The sequence below is a fragment of the Micromonospora noduli genome, from assembly GCF_003264365.1.
GTDB lineage: Bacteria > Actinomycetota > Actinomycetes > Mycobacteriales > Micromonosporaceae > Micromonospora > Micromonospora noduli.
On the sequence record NZ_PYAK01000005.1, the window covers coordinates 90655 to 108423 of the forward strand.

Genomic DNA, 17769 nt, shown 5'->3' on the forward strand with positions numbered 1-17769 from the left:
GATCGGTGCAGGGGTCAGGAACCCGCCGGTGCGACTGGTTGTTGACCGTAGACGTTCTGGTAACGGTCATAAAGAGCATCAATGTCTGCCTGGGCCATCGTGACCGGCTGCCCAAGGGTGTGGGCGAGGTGCGCGGTACGGGCCACGTCCTCGCACATGACCGCCGCCTTGACCGCCGCGCGGGCGTCGCGGCCGATGGTGAACACGCCGTGGTTCCGCATCAGCACCGCGGGCGAGCGGTGCCCGGCGAGCGTGGCGACGATGCCCTTGCCGATGTCGTCACCGCCGATCAGCGCGAACGGGCCGATCGGGATCTCCCCACCGAACTCGTCTGCCTGGGCGGTGAGGTGGCAGGGGATCGACTCCCCGCACGCGGCCCAGGCGGTCGCGTACGAGCTGTGCGTGTGCACGACGCCGCCGACCTCGGGCATGGCCCGGTAGACGTAGGCGTGGGCGGCGGTGTCGCTGGACGGGGCGAAGTCGCCCTCGACGAGAACGCCGTCGAGGTCGCACACCACCATCGTGGCCGCGGTGAGGTCGTCGTAGCTCACCCCACTCGGCTTGATCACCATCAGGTCCTGGCCGGGGACCCGCGCGGAGACGTTGCCGGACGTCCAGGCGACCAGGTTGTACCGGGTCAACTCGGCGTGCAGGCGGGCGACGGTCTCACGCAGCTCGGCGATCTGTCGGGTCACCTCGGCGTTCACGCCACCACCTCCAGCGGGGCCTCGTGGGTGGTCGCGGCGGTCTCGACCGCCGCGTTGCGGATCGCCCGCAGACGGAGCATGACGTCGTTGCCGCCACGTCCGAAGTGGTCGTGCAGTGCCCGGTACTCGGCGTAGAGGGCGTCGTAGGCGCGGGCCCGCTCGGGGTCCGGGCGGTAGACGGCCTCGTGCACCCGACCCATCGCCTGCGACGCCTCGTGGATCGAGGGGAACTCACCGGCGGCGACGGCGGCGTGGATCGCCGAGCCCAGCGCCGGCCCCTGCGCCGAGGCGATGATGTTCAGCGGTCGCCTGGTCACGTCGGCGTAGATCTGCATCAGCAGCGCGTTGTTGGTCAGACCACCGGCGATCACCAGGTCGTTCACCGGGACTCCGGCGTCGACGAACGCCTCGATGATCATCCGGGTGCCGTACGCGGTGGACTCCAGCAGGGCCCGGTAGATGTCCGCCGGCCGGGTGGCCAGGGTCATGCCGACGATCATCCCGCTGAGGTCGTGGTTGACCAGCAGGGAACGGTTGCCGTTCCACCAGTCCAGGGCGATCAGGCCGTGCCCGCCGACGGGCTGACTCGCGGCCAGTTCGGTGAGGCGCTCGTGCGAGTCGACGCCCGCCGGGGCGGCGTGGTCGACGAACCAGCCGAAGATGTCGCCGACACCGCTCTGCCCGGCCTCGTAACCCCACGCGCCGGGGCTGATGCCACCGTCCACCACACCGCACATGCCGGCCACCTCGGCGACCTCCGCGCCGTTGACGACGTGGCAGGTCGAGGTGCCCATGATGGCGACCAGCCGGCCGGGCTGCACCGCCTGCGCGGACGCCGCGGTGACGTGCGCGTCGACGTTGCCGACGGCCACCGCGATCCCCTCCGGCAGGCCGGTCCAGGCGGCGGCCTGGGCGGTGAGCGCGCCGGCCCGGGCGCCGAGGGGCAGCAACGGACCGTCCAGCTTGGCCACGAAGTCCCCGAAGTTGGGGTTGAGCGCGGTCAGGAAGCCCTCGGAGGGGTAGTGACCGTCCTGCAGGATGCCCTTGTAGCCGGCCGTGCAGACGTTACGGGTCTCGGTGCCGCAGAGCTGCCAGACGATCCAGTCGGCCGCCTCGATGAAGCGCTCGGCCCGGTCGTAGACCTCCGGGTCCTCCTCCAGGATCTGCAGACCCTTGGCGTACTGCCACTCAGCGGAGATCTTGCCGCCATACCGGCCGATCCACGGCTCGGCCCGCTCATGGGCCAGCGCGTTGATCCGGTCGGCGTGCGGCTGCGCGGCGTGGTGCTTCCACAGCTTGACCCAGGCGTGCGGTCGGTCGCGCAGCTCGGGCGTCTCGCACAGCGGGGTGCCGTCGGCGAGCGTCGGCAGCACGGTGCAGGCGGTGAAGTCGATGCCGATGCCGACCACCGCCGCCGGGTCCACCCCCGCGGCGGACACCGCCGCCGGAACGGCGTACCGCAGAACGTCGCGGTAGTCCTGTGGGTTCTGCAGGGCCCAGTCCGGGGGCAGCGTTCGACCCCCCGGAAGCGCCGTGCTGATCACGCCATCGCCGTACTCGTGCACCGCGGTCCCCAACTCGGCACCATCGCCGACACGGACCACCAGAGCTCGCCCGGACAGGGTGCCGTAGTCGACACCGACGACGTAGCGGTCGTCAGCTCCGTCCACACGGTTCATGTTCACCTCCACCGTTAACGGGGATAGTGTTAACGCTCACATCCAGGCTCGTCAAGACATCTACCCGCAACAGCTCCGTAACGGAACGCGGAAGGCGGACCGACTCGGGAGGGTAGATAGCGGACCGGCGCAAACCCCAAGATTCCACCCTCAAGTGCGACAGCCATCCGACGAATGGGGCCCGCGTCCGGTACGAGTGCCACCCGGAGACCCGTCGACAGGCGGCGCGACAGGTCCAGTGCGCCGCACACCGCGGCGTTGCCGTCCGATAGCGACCACTTCTCCCCCCGCCAGTGATGGCAGCGATAACATTCCCAGGGCGTCGCGGTCACGTGCCCGGATCCGCCCGACAGCCATCGACGACCATGCGGGCTCATGGCTGAGCGCTCCAGAGGGCGACCGACGCACCGCAAAGCCGGACGGCATGCCTGTGTTATCGATAACATTCAACGTCTTGGTGTGCCCGCGTCCTCCGGTCGGCGCCCGCGCCCAACGGCGCGTCGGGCAGCCCCGGAAAGCAAGATCCACTCGCGCTTCTTGAAGTCGCGGGGTCCGCGGCGGCGTGATCGGCCGAATTCACGAAAGCCGAGTCGATCACGCACTCGCGCCGGCGGTCCGCCGCCCGATCACGCGCCCCGGCCGCCGACCCGCCGGTCGCACTTCGCGCTCGCGCGCCGACCCACCGCCCGATCACGCACTCGCGCAGTCGACCTACCGGTCGTACTACGCCACGAGCCGGCGGCCCGACCCCTGTGGGCCGAGCCGCCGGCTCTCCGTTGCGTTGGCGGGACCGAGCGCGCCGGACGGATCAGGCCGTCCGATTGCGGTTGTACAGGGCCTTGGCCCAGAGGAAGCAACCCACGGTGATGACGGCGCACCAGACGATCGCGATGATCCCGTTGGCGCCGATCCCGGTACCCAGCAGCAGGCCGCGAAGGGTCTCCATGACGGGCGTGAAGGGCTGGTAGTCCGCGAACCACCGCACGGCGGTCGGCATGGAGTCGGTGGGGACGAACCCGCTGCCGAGGAACGGCAGGAGGATCAGCGGCATGGGCAGGTTGCTGGCCGTCTCGACGCTGTCACTGACCAGGCCGAGGGCGACGGACAGCCAGGTGAGCGCAAAGGTGATCATGGCGAGTACGCCGATCGCGGCGAGCCATTCGACCGGGTTGGCCGTGGGCCGGAACCCGACCAGCAGCGCCACGACGGTGACGGCCGCGAGGCTGAGCATGGTCTGCACCAGGCTGCCCAGTACGTGACCCGTGAGGACCGACGGTCGGAAGATCGACATCGTGCGGAACCGGGCGATGATCCCCTCGGTCATGTCCATCGCGACCGAGATGGCGGTGCCCTGCGCGGCGCTGACCACAGTGATGAGCAGGATGCCGGGGGTGACGTAGTTGGCGTACTGGGAGCGGTCGCCGGACGGGCCGAGACCGGCGCCGAGCGTGCCGCCGAAGACGTAGACGAAGAGCAGCAGGATGATGATCGGGATGCCGATGAGCAGGAACGTCATCGACGGGTACCGCCGCATGTGCAGCAGGTTTCGCCGCAGCATGGTGCTCGAGTCGCGGACGGCGAGGGAGAGGGTGCTCATCGCGCGGGAGCCCTTTCGTGGTCGGGTCGGCTGGCCCGCGTGTCGGGCTGACCGGTGAGGGTGAGGAAGACGTCGTCGAGGTCGGGGGTGTGGACGGAGAGCCCCGCCACGCTGATCGAGGCGCGGTCGAGCTGGTCGAGCAGGGATCGCAGCGACCCGACCCCGCCGTCACTCGGCACCTGGAGGGTGAGCGCCGCGTCGTCCCGGGTGGCGGCGCCGAACGTCCGGGCCGCCGAGTCGAGCCCCTCCTGGTCGGCGAACTGCAACACGACGTGGCCGCCCGGGATGAGCCGCTTGAGCTCGCGCGGCGTGCCCTCGGCGATCAGTCGGCCGTGGTCGAGGAACGCCACCCGGTCGGCGAGCTGGTCGGCCTCCTCCAGGTACTGCGTGGTGAGCAGGATGGTCACGCCCTCGGCGGCGAGCGCGCGGATGATGTGCCACATGGCCCGGCGGCTGCGTGGGTCGAGGCCGGTGGTCGGCTCGTCGAGGAAGATGACCCGGGGCTCGCCGACCAGGGTCATCGCGAGGTCGAGGCGTCGGCGCATGCCACCGGAGTACGTCGACACCGGTTTGCCCGCCGCCTCGGTCAGGTCGAACTGGTCGAGCAGGTCGGCGATCCGCCGCCGACCGGCGGCCCTGTCCAGGTGGCACAGGTCGGCCATCAGGATCAGGTTCTCCCGACCGGTGAGCAGGTTGTCGACGGCGGAGAACTGGCCGGTGACGCCGATCAGCGCGCGTACCGCGTCGGGTTCCCGGGTCAGGTCGTGGCCGAAGACGCGGGCGTTACCGCCGTCGGCGTCGATCAGGGTGGAGAGGATCTGCACGGTGGTGGTCTTGCCGGCGCCGTTCGGACCGAGCAACGCGAAGATGGTGCCCTCGGTGATCATCAGGTCGATGCCGTTCAGCACGACCTTGTCGCCGTAGGACTTGCGCAGGTCGGTGGCGACGATCGCGGGGTTCATGGAGCTGGTCATGGTCTCCTCATTTGTGGTCGGCGGGGCGGTGGGGTCAGGCGCGGCGGATCATGATGTCGCCGTAGGAGGTGTTCGCCCGGACCTCGACCGTCTCGTCGGTCTGCGCCGGGCTGTCGGTCGACTCCAGCGCGTTGTGCACGCGGCCGTGCTTGGAACTGACGTCGAGCCAGGCGGCGGTCCCGCGACGGATGCCGACCTCGATCGCGCCGAAGGAGGTCTGTGCGTCGATCGCGCCGCGAGTGACCGCGCCGAGCCGCAGGTTGCCGTAGGCGGTGCGCGCCGTCACCGAGGCCTGCGAGGCGTCCACTGTGATGTCGCCGTAGGCGGTGTTGATCCGGACGTCGCCACCGCTGTGGCCGATCCAGCAGTCGCCGGACGAGTTCTTGATCTCGGCGGTGCCGTCGACCGCGCCGATGCGCACCTTGCCGGACGAGGCCTTCACCCGGGCGGAGCCCAGCACACGCTCGACAGCGACCTCGCCGTGGCTGCTGTCGATCTCCAACGGCCCGGTCTCGTCAAGACGGATGCCGCTGCCGGTCTTGATCCGACACTCGCCGAGCCGACCCTCGCAGCGGAATGCCGCCCACGCCGCCTCGGCGTACACCCGTGACCCGGTCGGCACCTCAATCTGGACGTCGACCGACGGCCCGGGGCCGAACCCGTAGCGGCGCCAGCTCTTCGGTACGCGGATCACCAGTCGCCCGGCGGTGAACTCGACGGTGCTCTGCTCGGCGGCGCTCACGTCGGCCTTGCTCGACGGGTCGCGGGGCCGCACCGTCACCACCGTGTCGGTGCGGTCGCTCGCGGCGATCCAGGCATCGCCGATCGGCAGCTCGATCTGGACGGAAATCGGTTCTGGCGTCTCGAAAACAGGCATGGTGGTCTCCCGAACTGTGGTCGGCGGAGGTCGCCGCTGGTCAGCGGCGTGGTGGTGGAAGGGGTACGGGAAGTTAGCGGGCCCAGCCGGTGAAGTGCTGGCCGGAGGTCGGCTCCACCCGGCGCGGTGGACGACGCTGCGTATCGCCCGCCCCGATGGCACCGGCGACGGCGCGCACCAGCCAGGCGTTGACCGAGAGCCCAGCGCGGCCGGCGGCGTCCTCGACGCTGGCCTTCAGGTGGTCGGGGAGCCGCAGGTTGATCCGCGAGGTGCCGCCCTCGTCACCGTCGGGCACGGACACCGGCACCGACAGCGGTGGCGGGCCACTGGGCTCGCTCGCCACCTCGACCGGCGGGCTGGCCGGCGTCACCACGAAGTCGGGCTCGCGCCCGCGCAACCGAACGTGCACCGAACCCGGCGCGAGGTCACGGGTGATCTCGTCGGCCGCGTCGGACAGCGCTTCGAGCAGCGTGAGACGGGTGGCCGCCTCCAACTGCGCGAAGAGTCGTTCGGCCAACGCCCGGGCCTCCGGGTCCACGCCCTCCGCGGCCACGGCGAACTCGTTACGCAGGTTCTCGACGTATGACCTCAGCTCCATGGCACCATCATGGCACCACTTTGGCTCACAGTGCAACAGAGATGGCTCAGAAAGATGCCGTCGCTTGGCTCAGCCGGGATCACCTGGCTCTCAGAGGTCGCCGAAAATCCTCCTGACCAGGTGATTCGCGTCCTCCTGGTTCAGGCCGGAGGCGACCAGGAGGTCACTGACTGTCGTCCGGACCTGTGCCACCACCACCGCACCGGAGAAGCCAACGCCGTCCCGATAGGCGTGCCCGGCGGTCCGGACCGCCCGCAGCGCCTGCTCCCGGGCCCGGTTCGGCTCGGCGCCGGCGGCGAACTGCCGCTTGAGGAGGCGGACCGCGTCGGCGAGGTCGGCCACCGCCGTCGGCAGCGACTTCGGCACCGGCTCGCCGTCCTCGATGAGCGTCACCGATCGTCGGATCAGGGTGCCGCTGTTGCGCATCGCCCGGTCGATCGGCTCCGCCGCCTGCGCGTAGCGGCCCACCGGCCCGTGCCGTTGATGCCAGTACACCGGTGACAGGGTGCTCGCCTCCCGGGCGCCCTGGGTCGCCTCGACGAACGCCTTCAACCGGCCCGCGCTCTGCCGCAGCTCACCCCGGGCGGTACGGGCCAGAGCGGCATCCCGCTCGGCCAGCGCCTCGGCGGTGGCGTCAAGCTGGGTCGCGAGGAGATCCAACGCCGGTCGCGCGGCCCGGTTGAGCACCCGCAGCGGGTTCAGCGGCAGCAACACGGCGGTGACCAGCAGCGCCACCCCTCCCCCGACGAGCGCGTCCACGAACCGGGGGATCTCCAGATCCCGGACGGCCGGGCTGAGCGTGGCGATGAGCACCGCCGTCGCCCCCGCCTGGATCACCACCGCCGCGCTACCCACGAGGAAGAGCGCGACGACGATCGCCAGCACGACGATCAGGGCGAGCTGCCACCACCCGGTGCCGATCACCAGGAGGAGCAGGTCGCCGATCAGCACTCCGACGGTGACGCCGATGATCAGCTCGACGGTGCGACGCAACCGCTGGCCGACTGACGCGGCGAGCGTCGAGACGGCGGAGATCGGCGCGAAGACCGGCTGCGACACCTGCAGCAGCGAATGCGCCACCAGCCAGGACAGCGCCGCTGCCAGGCCGGCCTGTAGGGCCAGGCCGCCGATGGTTCGTACCCGACGGACCCGGTCGCGCAACGCGGCCACCAAGCGGTCCCACCACCGGGCGACGGTCGACGGGCCCGCGTCCGCTCCGCGCCGACCGGCAGCGACCATGGCGGCACCTACCCCGCCACGACCGGATCAATCCTCGCCGGCATGGCTCGGCCGGTGGCCGCCGGTCGGGCCCGCCTGGGCGGTAGCGCCCGGCCGGCCGAGATTGAGGGCGTCCGGATCGGGTAGACCCGGCTCTGCCGTCACCGCGGTCGGGCGGCCCGGGCGCGTGACGTCGGGCTGGGTCGCGGGACAAGGGCTGCGAGACGCCTCGGGGGGACGTCGGATGGATCAGCGCGGTTGAGCGGGCCGGACGACTCCGGTGACGTCGTGGAGCTGCGGGTGCACGGAGTCTCCGGCGCGAGCGCCGCACAGGTGCTGGACCTGCAACAGACCGGGCAGGTCGCCGGCGACCGCAGTGGCGGGTTCTACCGGCCGCGCCCGCGGTACCCGGACAGCGCCGGCGCGCACGGGGTGACGCTTGAGGCGTACCGCTGGGGTGACCTGCCCTCCGGGACCGTGGCCCGCACCCTGGCGGTGGTCTTCCTGCTCCCCTTCATGCTGGTGAACGTCGCGATCTGGATGCGCCCGGCGAACCCACGTTCCGAGGCGACGGTCAAGTCCCTGTGCCGGTTGCTGGCGCTCACGCTCACCGTGTTGTACGTGCTCGCCATCGCCGGGGTCGCCCTGGACCTCGTCGGTTGGAAGTGCCTGGCCTCGCCGGACTGCCTGGCGGGACGCAGTTGGTTGTCCTGGTTGGGTGGACGCCCGATCGGACTGCGGCTGGCGGTGCTCGCGCTGGTCCCGGCCGCCGCGGTCGGTCTGATCTGGCGGGTCAGCTGCCGTCCGGGGCGGACCTTCGAGGCGTTCCGGGCACCCGAGCAGGGCACCTCCGCGTCTCGGCTCGGCACGGTCGGCCAGTGGGACGCCGAACCACTGGTGGGCCGGTTGCGCGCCATCCACGTCGCGGCGGCCTTCGCGGCGCTGGACCTCGTCCTGCTCCTGGCCCGGGGCGCCAGTGACGCCTCGCCGGTCACGATCGCGCTGACGGCGATCACGGGGGTGATCCTGACGGGCTGCGTGGGACTGCTCTGCACACCGCCGCTGATGGACCGGGCCCCCGGCGACAAACGGCTCGACCGGGTCACCCGCACCCTCCGGACCGCCGCCATCAGCCTGACCGTGGTCGTCGTGGCGCTCGTGCTGACCAGTTCGCAAACCTGGCCTCAGGAGCGGGAACTCCCCGGCTACGACTCGACGCTGACTGGTCTGTTCGTGGCTCAGACGACGCTGCTGACCGCGCTGGGCGTGGTGCTGCTCTGGCACCGGCGCCGGGAACACGGCGCCACCCCGCTGTTCGGGCTCGGCGCTCTCGTTGTCGCCGCCATCGGGATCAGCATGGCGGTGGCGTACTCCGCCGAACTGGTCTACCGGGTGGCGGACTTCCTGGACCGCGGCGTGTCCACCGGAGCGGGCATCGCCTCCGGCCCACCCCGCGCCTACACCTGGGCGATCTACGGCTTCTTCCGCGCGGTGCTTTTCACCGCGATCGTCGCCGGCCTCGTCATAGTGATCTCCCGTCGCGGTCGACGGCGGGCCGCCGCGGCGATCGTCGCGCGCGACTTCCCGGACCCGCCGGCCGAGGCAGGGCCCCGACTGCGGCAGGTCCGAGACGCGATAGCCCGGGCTCGATTCACCGAGAAGCTGGTGCCGCTGGCCGTGCTCTACGGTTGCCTCGCCGGACTCGGCACGGCCACCACCACCATCGGCCTGCTCGGGCAGGTCCCGGGCGACGTCATCGAGCGGAACATCGGATTGCCGGCGGGCGCGATCACGTTCACGATCGCGTTCGGTAGCTGGGTGATCGCGGCGATCATCCTCGGTCTGATCATCGGCGGCATCTTCGCGTACCGGACCGAACCGTACCGGCGGCACATCGGTGTCCTCTGGGATCTCGGCACCTTCTGGCCCCGGGCCGCCCACCCGTTCGCACCGCCCTGCTACTCCGAGCGGGCCGTGCCGGAGTTGGCCCGCCGGATCACCTATCTGGTCGAGCGCGGCGACGCGGTGCTGCTCACCGGGCACAGCCACGGCTCGGTTCTGCTCGCCGCCACGGTGCTTCAACTGCCGCCGCAGGTCGGCGACCGGGTCGCCCTGCTCACCCACGGATCCCCGCTGCGCCGCCTCTACGCACGGCTCTTCCCCGCGTACGTCGACGACGCGGCACTGCACGAGATCGGCCGGCGGGTGGGTTGGCGTTGGGTGAACCTGTGGCGCGACACCGACCCCATCGGTGGCTGGATCTTCTCACCGCGTCCCGCACCTGCGCCGGCCACCGCCGGTGACCCGGCCGCCGCTGTGGATCGTCGACAGCGTGATCCCCGTGACGTGGTGACACCCCCCGGGGACAGCGTCGCCCCACCCATCCACGGGCACTGGCCGGGCGAGTCCGACGAGCCGTTCACCGAGGCGGTACAGGAGTTGGTGCAGCGCCTCGGTGGGCGGGCAGATACGCCCGGGACGCCGAGGTAGCGGGCCGGCTCAGCGTCCCCGGCCCGCCCGTGCACGCCAGTCGTCCAGGGCGGTGCCGGCGAGGCGGGCGCCATCGGCCGGGACGAGCGAGCGTTCGCCCAGCTTCGCGCCGAAGTAGCGGGCGTCGGGGTCGGCCACCACCGAACGAGGGTCCTGTTGGTCGGCGAGGAGGGACCGGCCCAGTTCGTCGAGGCGGAACTGCTCCGGCCCGGCCACCTCGACCACGGAGTTCGTCGGCGCGCCGAGCGCGACCTCGGCGACCGCGGCCGCGACGTCGTCCGCGGCCATGGGCTGAATGAGTACCGGCGCGAGGTGCACGGTGTCGCCGTCCGTGGCGGTGTCGATGATGCCCTGGAGGAACTCGAAGAACTGGGTGGCGTGCACCACCGAGTACGGGAGTCCGGACGCGACGATGAGCTTCTCCTGGGCGACCTTCGCGCGCATGTATCCGCTGTCCGGGATCCGGTCGCACCCCACGATGGAGAGCGCCACGTAGTGGTTCACCCCGGCGTCCGACGCGGCGGCGAGGAGCGTCCGGGTCGAGGTCTCGAAGAACTCCAGTACGGCGGCGTCCTCGAACGACGGCGAGTTCGACACGTCGACGACGACCTCGGCGTCGGTGAGCGCATCGGCCACACCCTCGCCGGTCAGGGTGTTCACGCCGGTTTTCGGCGATGCCGGCACCGCCTCGTGGCCCTGAGAACCGAGGCGGTCCACGAGCTTGGAACCAATGAGGCCGCTGCCTCCGATGACGACGATCTTCATGGTCGAACCACGTCCTGTCTGCACTGGTTTGAATCGTGCTGCCAACCAGTAAGACGGAAAGCGTGCACGGATGCAGGACAATCGCCGGAGAACAGTTCGACGGAGATCAGGAGGTCGACGTGGCCACGGTGTCCCACCCGGTGTTCGCTCGGGTCTACGAGCGGCTCAGCGTCGCAATGGACCGCGCCGGCACTGCGGCGTTCCGGCGGGACCTGGTCGCCGGCCTCTCCGGCCGGGTGATCGAGATCGGCGCGGGCAACGGGCGGATGTTCGCCCACTACCCGCCGGGGGTGACCCAGGTTCTCGCTGTCGAACCGGAGCGGCGTCTGCGTGCCGCTGCCGAGCGCGCCGCGTCTGCCGCACCGGTTCCGGTCACTGTCGTCGACGGTCTGGCCGAGGCGCTGCCCGCCGGGGACGGCGAGTTCGACGCGGCGGTGGTCGCGTTGGTGCTGTGCACCGTGCCCGATCAGGCGAGCGCATTGGCCGAGATAAGCCGGGTGCTGCGCCCCGGAGGCCAGGTGCGGTTCTTCGAGCACGTGGCCGCCGAGGAGGCCACCGGTCTGCACCGCGCCCAACGACTCCTCGACGCCACACTGTGGCCGAAGCTGTTCGCCGGCTGCCACACCAACCGCGACACCGTCGCCGCCATCGGCGCGGCCGGCTTCGAGGTGGAGGAACTGCGCAGGTTCCGTTTCCCGGCCACCAGCAACAGCCCCTCCTCCCCCTGTGTCCTCGGCCGCGCGGTCAGGCCGACCTGATCAACCCCAGGTCAGTTCGGCGGCTGTCCGCGCCTCGCGTGGCCTCAGCGGCGGGGCAACCCGGCCATCCAGACGTCCAGCTCCGCCGGGGAGCGCAGTAACACCACTGGCGGCGCGGACGGGTCGGCCTGCCAGGCCCGCATCCGCCGTCGGGCCCGGCCGAACGCGGTGACGTGCCACACGAGGATCGAGTCCGGGGACAGCACACTGCTCAGCGACTCACGGTTGCCGTTGCAGATCACCTCGCCGGTGACCACCCGGCGGACGGTGCGGCGGAGCAACCGCCCGAACGAACGCCACCGTGGATAGTCCAGGCCGACGACCAGGTCGGCGCGGGCCATCGGGACGTCCCGCCAGCCGTGGTACGCCCCGTCGATGATCCAGCGGTCCCGTCGGCAGATCTCCTCGATCCGGCTGCGTTGCTGGTTGACCGGCACCTCGACCCAGCCCGGTTGCCAGAGCAGATCGTCCACCGGATACCAGGGCAGTCCGAGGTGTTCGGCCAAACGCGCCGCGAGGGTGGACTTGCCGGAGCCGTACACCCCGTAGACCAGGATGCGACGCGGTGCGCTCATCGCGGCAGCGTACGTCGTGAAGGAAAATCAGTTGTCGTGCCTGGCGTGCCTCGGCCAGAGTGACGTCCATGACGTACTGACGGACTCCACCCAGTGCTCCGCGCCACCGGTGACGCCTCCCGGGGGCCGTGACGCCGTCCGCTTTCACGTTCGCAGTCAGAGATGAGCCTCCTTGTCCCAGCACCACCTCCCTCGGGAGCCCCTGCCCCCGTCCGCCCCGGCCACCGTCACGGTGTTCGCGTCTCCCGCGAGCTGGATCGAGTCCGACGCGCTCGCACAGTGCCAACAGGTCGCCGCCCTGGACGGCATGCGGCACGTCGCCGCGATGCCGGACCTGCATCCCGGCAAGGGCGCGCCCATCGGCGCGGCCATGGCGTCGACAGTGCTGTACCCGTTTCTGGTGGGCTCCGACATCGGCTGCGGCATCGCCGTGTTTCCGATCAAGCTCAAGCGGGCCGTACCGGAACGGCTCGCCGCCCGGTTCCCCGACCTCGACCAGGCCCTCGACCCGGTGCGCGACGCCGACGACCCCGCCTGGGCCACCGTCGACGGTGACGTTCCGGCCGGTCACCTGGACGGCCTCGGAACGGTGGGCCGCGGTAACCACTTCGTGGAGCTGGCCCGCGTCGACACCGTCTTCGACGTACGACACGCAGGCCGGCTCGGGCTCGACGCGGGCGATCTCGTGCTGATCGTGCACAGCGGTTCCCGTGGTCTGGGCGAGCGGATCCTGCGGGCGCACACCGAGGTCCACGGCGCCGGGGCGGCACCCGACCCCGCCGCCTACCTGGGCATGCACGACGACGCCGTACGCTGGGGTTCGCTCAACCGCCGGGTGCTGGCCGCCCGGGTGGCGCACGCGTTGGGGGCCGAGCCCACCACGCCGATCGTCGACCAGTGCCACAACCTGGTCGAGGTCCGGGACGGAATCTACCTGCACCGCAAGGGAGCGGCGCCGGGTGACGGGCGCGATGTTCTGATCGCCGGTACCCGGGGAACGGCGTCCTACCTGGTGGCCGCGCACGCCGGACCGGAGGCCAACCATTCGGTGGCACACGGCGCCGGCCGCAAGATGTCGCGCGCCGACGCCCTGCGGCGGGGCCGGGCCAAGCACACGGTCGAAGAGCTACGCCGTACCCCGGTGGGTTCGCTGGTGGTGTGCGGTGACCGGCAGCTGCTCTTCGAGGAGGCGCCCACGGCGTACAAGCGCATCGAGCAGGTGATCGCCGACCTGGTCGAGCACCGGCTGGCCACACCGGTGGTCAGCACGACGCCAGTGGTCACCTACAAGACACCCGACCTCGGGTCCGCCGCACGCTCGGAGCGGCGGGGCCACCGCGGCCGGCGAGGCCGCTCGTGACCACGTTCCTGCTGATGTCGGCCGGGCGTGGGCCGCAGGAGTGCGCCTGGGCACTGAGTCAACTGCTGCACCGTCTGCGGGGCGAGGGCGTCCGCCGAGGTCTGACGATCCAGCAGGTCGAGGCGATTCCCGGTGACCGCGCCGGCACCTACCGGTCGGTCCTGATCCGGATCTCCGGCGTCGACGCCGAGGCGTTCGCGGCCTCGTGGACCGGGACGCTGTGCTGGCAGGCCCCGAGCCCGTACCGGTCGGGCACGGGCCGGAAGAACTGGTACGTCACCGCCCAGCCGCCCGAACGCGACGCTCCGCCGACGACGTTTCGCGAGGCGGACGTCGACATCGTCGCCTGCCGCACCGGCGGGCCGGGTGGTCAGCACCGGAACAAGGCCAGCACGGCGGTACGCGCAACGCACCGCCCCTCGGGCCTGGTGGTCGTGGTGGACGAGGAGCGGCAGTTCAGCCTCAACCGCCGGATCGCCCTGGACCTGCTGCGCCGACGCATCGAGCAGGGCGACGAGGCGGCGCGGCGTGCCGTCACCACCGCCCGGTGGCGCATCCACGACGAGCTGGTCCGCGGCGATCCGGTGCGGGTGGAACGCCCGACACCCCGGCGACCGGGAGGCTAGCGACTCAGACCTTCAGCACCGCGTCCGCGAATGCCTGCGGCGCCTCCTGCGGCAGGTTGTGCCCGACACCGCCCCCGACGGTCCGGTGCTCGTACGGGCCGGCGAACTGCTTGCCGTAGACGGTGGGCTCCAGGTGCGGCGCACCGTTGGCATCGCCCTCCAGCGAGATACTGGGCACCGTGATCTTCGGCTTCGCGGCCAGGCGCTCCTCGATCTCCTCGTACTGCGGCTCGCCGTCGGCGAGGGCCAGCCGCCAGCGGTAGTTGTGGATGACGATGTCGACGTGGTCGGGGTTGTCGAACGCCGCCGCGCTGCGGTCGAACGTCGCGTCGTCGAACGTCCACCTGGGGGACGCGGTGTGCCAGATCAGCTTGGCGAAGTCGCGCCGGTTCTTGTCGTACCCTTCCCGACCGCGCTCGGTGGCGAAGTAGTACTGGTACCACCACGCGAACTCCGCCTTCGGCGGCAACGGGACCGTGCCCGACTTTTGCCCGTCGATCAGGTAGCCGCTCACCGAGACCAGACCCCGGCAGCGTTCGGGCCACAGCGCGGCGACGACATCGGCGGTCCGTGCGCCCCAGTCGAACCCGGCGAGCTTGGCGGTGTCGATGTTCAGGGCGTCCATCAGGGCGATGAGGTCGAGCCCCATGGCGGCCGGTTCACCGTTTCGCATGGTGTCGTCGGACAGGAACCGGGTCGTGCCGTAGCCCCGCAGGTACGGGACGACGACCCGCTGACCGGCGGCGGTGAGCAGCGGCACGACGTCGGCGAAGCTGTGAATGTCGTAGGGCCATCCGTGTAGGAGGATCACCGCGTCTCCGTCGGGCGGCCCGGCGTCCACGTATCCGACGTTCAGGACTCCGGCGTCGACCTGCCGCAGGTCAGTGAACCCGCCAGTGGCCCTTGCCATCGACTTCTCCCCGCGTCCGGACCTGCTCGGATGTGCCCGAATCTAGCGACCTGCCCGGAGTCTGAGCGCCGTTCACACAAGGACCGCTCGACGGATGCCGAACTGGGTAGGATGCCCGCTCCCGCGGACCTTCCCGGTGGAGGTCGTGGGCGAGTAGCCGGGTGACCGTAGGGTGATGGCATGGCTGAGCGACCTCTGACCCTGATGGCGGTGCACGCCCACCCCGACGACGAGGCGACGAGCACCGGCGGCGTCCTTGCCCGCTATGCCGCCGAGGGGGTCACCACAGTGCTGGTTACCTGCACCGACGGGCGATGTGGGGACGGCCCGGGTGGGGTCAAGCCGGGCGAGGAGGGGCACGACCCGGCCGCCGTGGTGGCGATGCGTCAGGCCGAGCTGGAGGCCAGCTGCGCCACGCTGAACGTCACCCACCTGGAGACGCTCGGCTACGCCGACTCCGGGATGATGGGCTGGCCCACCAACGACCTGCCCGGCGCGTTCTGGACGACACCGGTGTCGGAGGCGGCGGACCGGCTCGCGGAGCTGATTCGGCGGTACCAGCCGGACGTGATCGTCACGTACGACGAGAACGGTTTCTACGGCCACCCGGACCACATCCAGGCCCATCGGATCACCATGGCCGCCGTCGAGCAGACGGACGTCCCGGCGAAGGTCTACTGGACCACGGTGCCGCGGACGGCCTTCGCGGAGTTCGGCCGGATCATGAAGGACCTCGGCGTCGAGTGGGCCGAGCCGGACGCGACGGAGCCGCAGCTCGGTCTGCCCGACGACGAGATCACCACCTGGGTCGACACCAGCAAGTACGGCGCGCAGAAGTTCGGCGCGCTGGCCACCCACGCCAGTCAGACGGAGAACATCTTCTTCCTGCAACTGGGCGAGGAGCGGTTCACCGAGCTGATGGGCGTGGAAACCTTCCTGCGGGTCCGGGACCGGACCGGCGTGCCGACCCCCGAGGACGACCTCTTCGCCGGCCTGCGCTGACAACTCTTCCGTAGCGCCACCAGGCATCGTCGACCACCGGGTTGACGATGCCTGGTGGCGTGCGCCGCGATGGCCCACCGCACGAACATGGCGCCGCACCGGTCGCCGGCCACCGAAAGTTTCGAACGCTGGCCACTCAGCGCTGGGCAGGTCATGCGATGAATTTCCGGAAGTTTTCAGCGTTGACGCCCAGACATAGATCGGCTTAACGTTTCGAGCAAGTTTCCGGTTTCCGGCCGGAACTACCGGCGTCACCCGACCCAATCGGCTTCCCCGTCCGTCAACACCGAACCCTCACCTCCTAGATCGACATTTGTCTATTGATCGTCTGGAAGGGAAGGCCCATGAAGTTAAGACAGTGGTCGACCGTCGGCCTGGTCGCCGTCGCGACCATCGCCACGCTGAACACGGTGCCGGCGACCGCGAGTCGCCCGTACGACCCCACGACGCAGAGCCTCGGCACCCTCGGCCTGCGCCACGGCCTGCACGTCGGCACCGCGGTCAGCATGGATGCCCTCAACGACGCCAGCGACCCGCAGTACCGCAAGCTGGTCTCCTCAGAGTTCGCCTCGGTCACCGCCGAGAACGTGATGAAGTGGGAGAGCCTGGAGCCGACCCGCGGCGCCTACAACTGGGGGCCGGCCGACCAGTTCGTCGACTTCGCCAAGCGCAACCGGCAGAGCGTGCGCGGCCACGTGCTGGTCTGGCACAACCAGCTGCCGGCCTGGTTGACCAGCGGCGTCGCCGACGGCTCCATCAGCAAGCAGGAGTTGCGCGAGCTGCTGCGCAACCACATCACCACCGTCGTGAACCGCTACAAGGGCAAGATCTGGCAGTGGGACGTGGTCAACGAGGCGGTCAGCGACCCGTGGGACACCCCGTCGACCCTGCACTACAAGGGCTTCTGGGCGCAGAACCTCGGGCCCGGCTACATCGCCGACGCGTTCCGCTGGGCGCGGGCCGCCGACCCCAGGGCCCTGCTGTTCTACAACGACTACAACATCGAGGCGTTCGGCTCGGGCAACCCGGCGGACGACAAGACCCAGTTCGTGTACGACATGACCAAGAGCCTGCGGGCCCAGGGCGTCCCGATCGACGGTGTCGGCTCCCAGGGGCACCTGGGCACCCAGTACGGCAACTTCGACACCCTCCAGGTGACCGCCGCGCTGAAGAAGTTCAGCGGGCTCGGCGTCGCTACCGCGTTCACCGAGGTCGACGTCCGCAGCCAGCTGACGGAGGGCGTCCAGGCCGGTAACTCGGAGGAGATCAACCCCCGGCTACAGGCGTCGGCCGCGAACTTCAGCGTGCTGATGAAGGCGTGCCTCGCCGTGCGGAGCTGCCTGTCGTACACCGTCTGGGGTTTCAGTGACAAACATTCGTGGGTGCCGGGCTGGTTCGACGACCCGCCGGAGGGCCTGGCCACCATCTACGACGAGAACTACCAGCCCAAGCGGGCGTACCAGGAGTTGAAGTCCGACCTGATCTTCGCAGGGCCGCCGTACGTCCTGCCCCGCATCGCACCCAAACCCCGCCGCTGACGCCCAGGGCCGTGTGGAGCTTCCCGAAGCTCCACACGGCCCGTGTGCCGCCACGGACGTCGACGTTCGACTCACGTTCGGTGGTTCCGTTGCGC

The 17769-nt window shown here is 70.5% G+C and carries 16 protein-coding genes; 6 read left to right on the top strand and 10 right to left on the bottom strand.

What is annotated here, in order from left to right:
• Nucleotides 1-14: 14 nt before the first annotated feature.
• From GUI43_RS05770 to GUI43_RS05800, 7 genes are all read right to left on the bottom strand, one after another.
• Nucleotides 15-707: an L-ribulose-5-phosphate 4-epimerase gene (locus tag GUI43_RS05770; protein WP_211326649.1), complete on the bottom strand. Its 693-nt coding sequence runs from the start codon at nt 705-707 to the stop codon at nt 15-17.
• On the bottom strand, nt 704-2386 hold the full coding sequence (gene araB, locus GUI43_RS05775) for a ribulokinase (protein ID WP_112698234.1): 1683 nt from the start codon (nt 2384-2386) through the stop codon (nt 704-706). The genes GUI43_RS05770 and araB overlap by 4 nt, the downstream gene beginning before the upstream one ends.
• 808 nt (nt 2387-3194) lie before the next feature.
• On the bottom strand, nt 3195-3983 hold the full coding sequence (locus tag GUI43_RS05780) for an ABC transporter permease (protein ID WP_112698235.1): 789 nt from the start codon (nt 3981-3983) through the stop codon (nt 3195-3197).
• Nucleotides 3980-4957, bottom strand: a complete 978-nt coding sequence (locus GUI43_RS05785) for an ATP-binding cassette domain-containing protein (RefSeq protein ID WP_112698236.1) — start codon at nt 4955-4957, stop codon at nt 3980-3982. Before GUI43_RS05785 ends, GUI43_RS05780 begins: the two co-directional genes overlap by 4 nt.
• Before the next feature lie 34 nt (nt 4958-4991).
• Complete coding sequence (locus GUI43_RS05790) at nt 4992-5834, bottom strand: DUF4097 family beta strand repeat-containing protein (RefSeq protein WP_112585339.1); 843 nt, start codon at nt 5832-5834, stop codon at nt 4992-4994.
• Nucleotides 5835-5907: 73 nt separating this feature from the next.
• A complete protein-coding gene (locus GUI43_RS05795) occupies nt 5908-6432 on the bottom strand; it encodes a hypothetical protein (RefSeq protein WP_112585337.1) in 525 nt (174 codons plus the stop codon).
• 90 nt (nt 6433-6522) lie between these two features.
• Nucleotides 6523-7671: an FUSC family protein gene (locus GUI43_RS05800; RefSeq protein WP_112601656.1), complete on the bottom strand. Its 1149-nt coding sequence runs from the start codon at nt 7669-7671 to the stop codon at nt 6523-6525.
• A 237-nt stretch (nt 7672-7908) separates the two neighbouring features.
• On the opposite strand from GUI43_RS05800, the gene GUI43_RS05805 reads away from it, so the two are divergent.
• A complete protein-coding gene (locus GUI43_RS05805) occupies nt 7909-10140 on the top strand; it encodes a hypothetical protein (RefSeq protein ID WP_112698237.1) in 2232 nt (743 codons plus the stop codon).
• Nucleotides 10141-10149: 9 nt separating this feature from the next.
• Here GUI43_RS05805 and GUI43_RS05810 read toward each other — a convergent pair whose 3' ends face one another.
• Complete coding sequence (locus tag GUI43_RS05810) at nt 10150-10905, bottom strand: SDR family oxidoreductase (protein ID WP_112585331.1); 756 nt, start codon at nt 10903-10905, stop codon at nt 10150-10152.
• 119 nt (nt 10906-11024) lie between these two features.
• On the opposite strand from GUI43_RS05810, the gene GUI43_RS05815 reads away from it, so the two are divergent.
• On the top strand, nt 11025-11663 hold the full coding sequence (locus GUI43_RS05815) for a class I SAM-dependent methyltransferase (RefSeq protein WP_249037662.1): 639 nt from the start codon (nt 11025-11027) through the stop codon (nt 11661-11663).
• A 44-nt stretch (nt 11664-11707) separates the two neighbouring features.
• On the opposite strand, the gene GUI43_RS05820 is transcribed toward GUI43_RS05815, so the two are convergent.
• On the bottom strand, nt 11708-12238 hold the full coding sequence (locus GUI43_RS05820; RefSeq protein ID WP_112698238.1) for an AAA family ATPase: 531 nt from the start codon (nt 12236-12238) through the stop codon (nt 11708-11710).
• A 172-nt stretch (nt 12239-12410) separates the two neighbouring features.
• Between GUI43_RS05820 and GUI43_RS05825 the strand changes: the two genes are divergently transcribed.
• Nucleotides 12411-13598 (top strand): RNA ligase RtcB family protein, encoded by a 1188-nt coding sequence (locus tag GUI43_RS05825; protein WP_112585325.1) that lies wholly within the window; start codon nt 12411-12413, stop codon nt 13596-13598.
• Nucleotides 13595-14224, top strand: coding sequence for a peptide chain release factor H (gene prfH / locus GUI43_RS05830; RefSeq protein WP_181518456.1), 630 nt, complete (start codon nt 13595-13597; stop codon nt 14222-14224). Before GUI43_RS05825 ends, prfH begins: the two co-directional genes overlap by 4 nt.
• A gap of 4 nt (nt 14225-14228) precedes the next feature.
• Here the strand turns inward: prfH and GUI43_RS05835 are convergent, their stop codons facing one another.
• Nucleotides 14229-15134 (bottom strand): alpha/beta fold hydrolase, encoded by a 906-nt coding sequence (locus tag GUI43_RS05835; RefSeq protein ID WP_112698239.1) that lies wholly within the window; start codon nt 15132-15134, stop codon nt 14229-14231.
• Nucleotides 15135-15314: 180 nt separating this feature from the next.
• Here GUI43_RS05835 and GUI43_RS05840 point away from each other — a divergent pair, with 180 nt between their 5' ends.
• Nucleotides 15315-16136 carry a PIG-L family deacetylase gene (locus GUI43_RS05840; RefSeq protein WP_112698240.1) on the top strand — a complete coding sequence of 274 codons (822 nt, stop codon included), beginning with the start codon at nt 15315-15317 and terminating at the stop codon, nt 16134-16136.
• A gap of 344 nt (nt 16137-16480) precedes the next feature.
• The gene (locus GUI43_RS05845) at nt 16481-17674 is read left to right on the top strand and encodes an endo-1,4-beta-xylanase (protein WP_112698241.1); all 1194 of its coding nucleotides are present in this window, start codon (nt 16481-16483) and stop codon (nt 17672-17674) included.
• Nucleotides 17675-17769 lie beyond the last annotated feature (95 nt).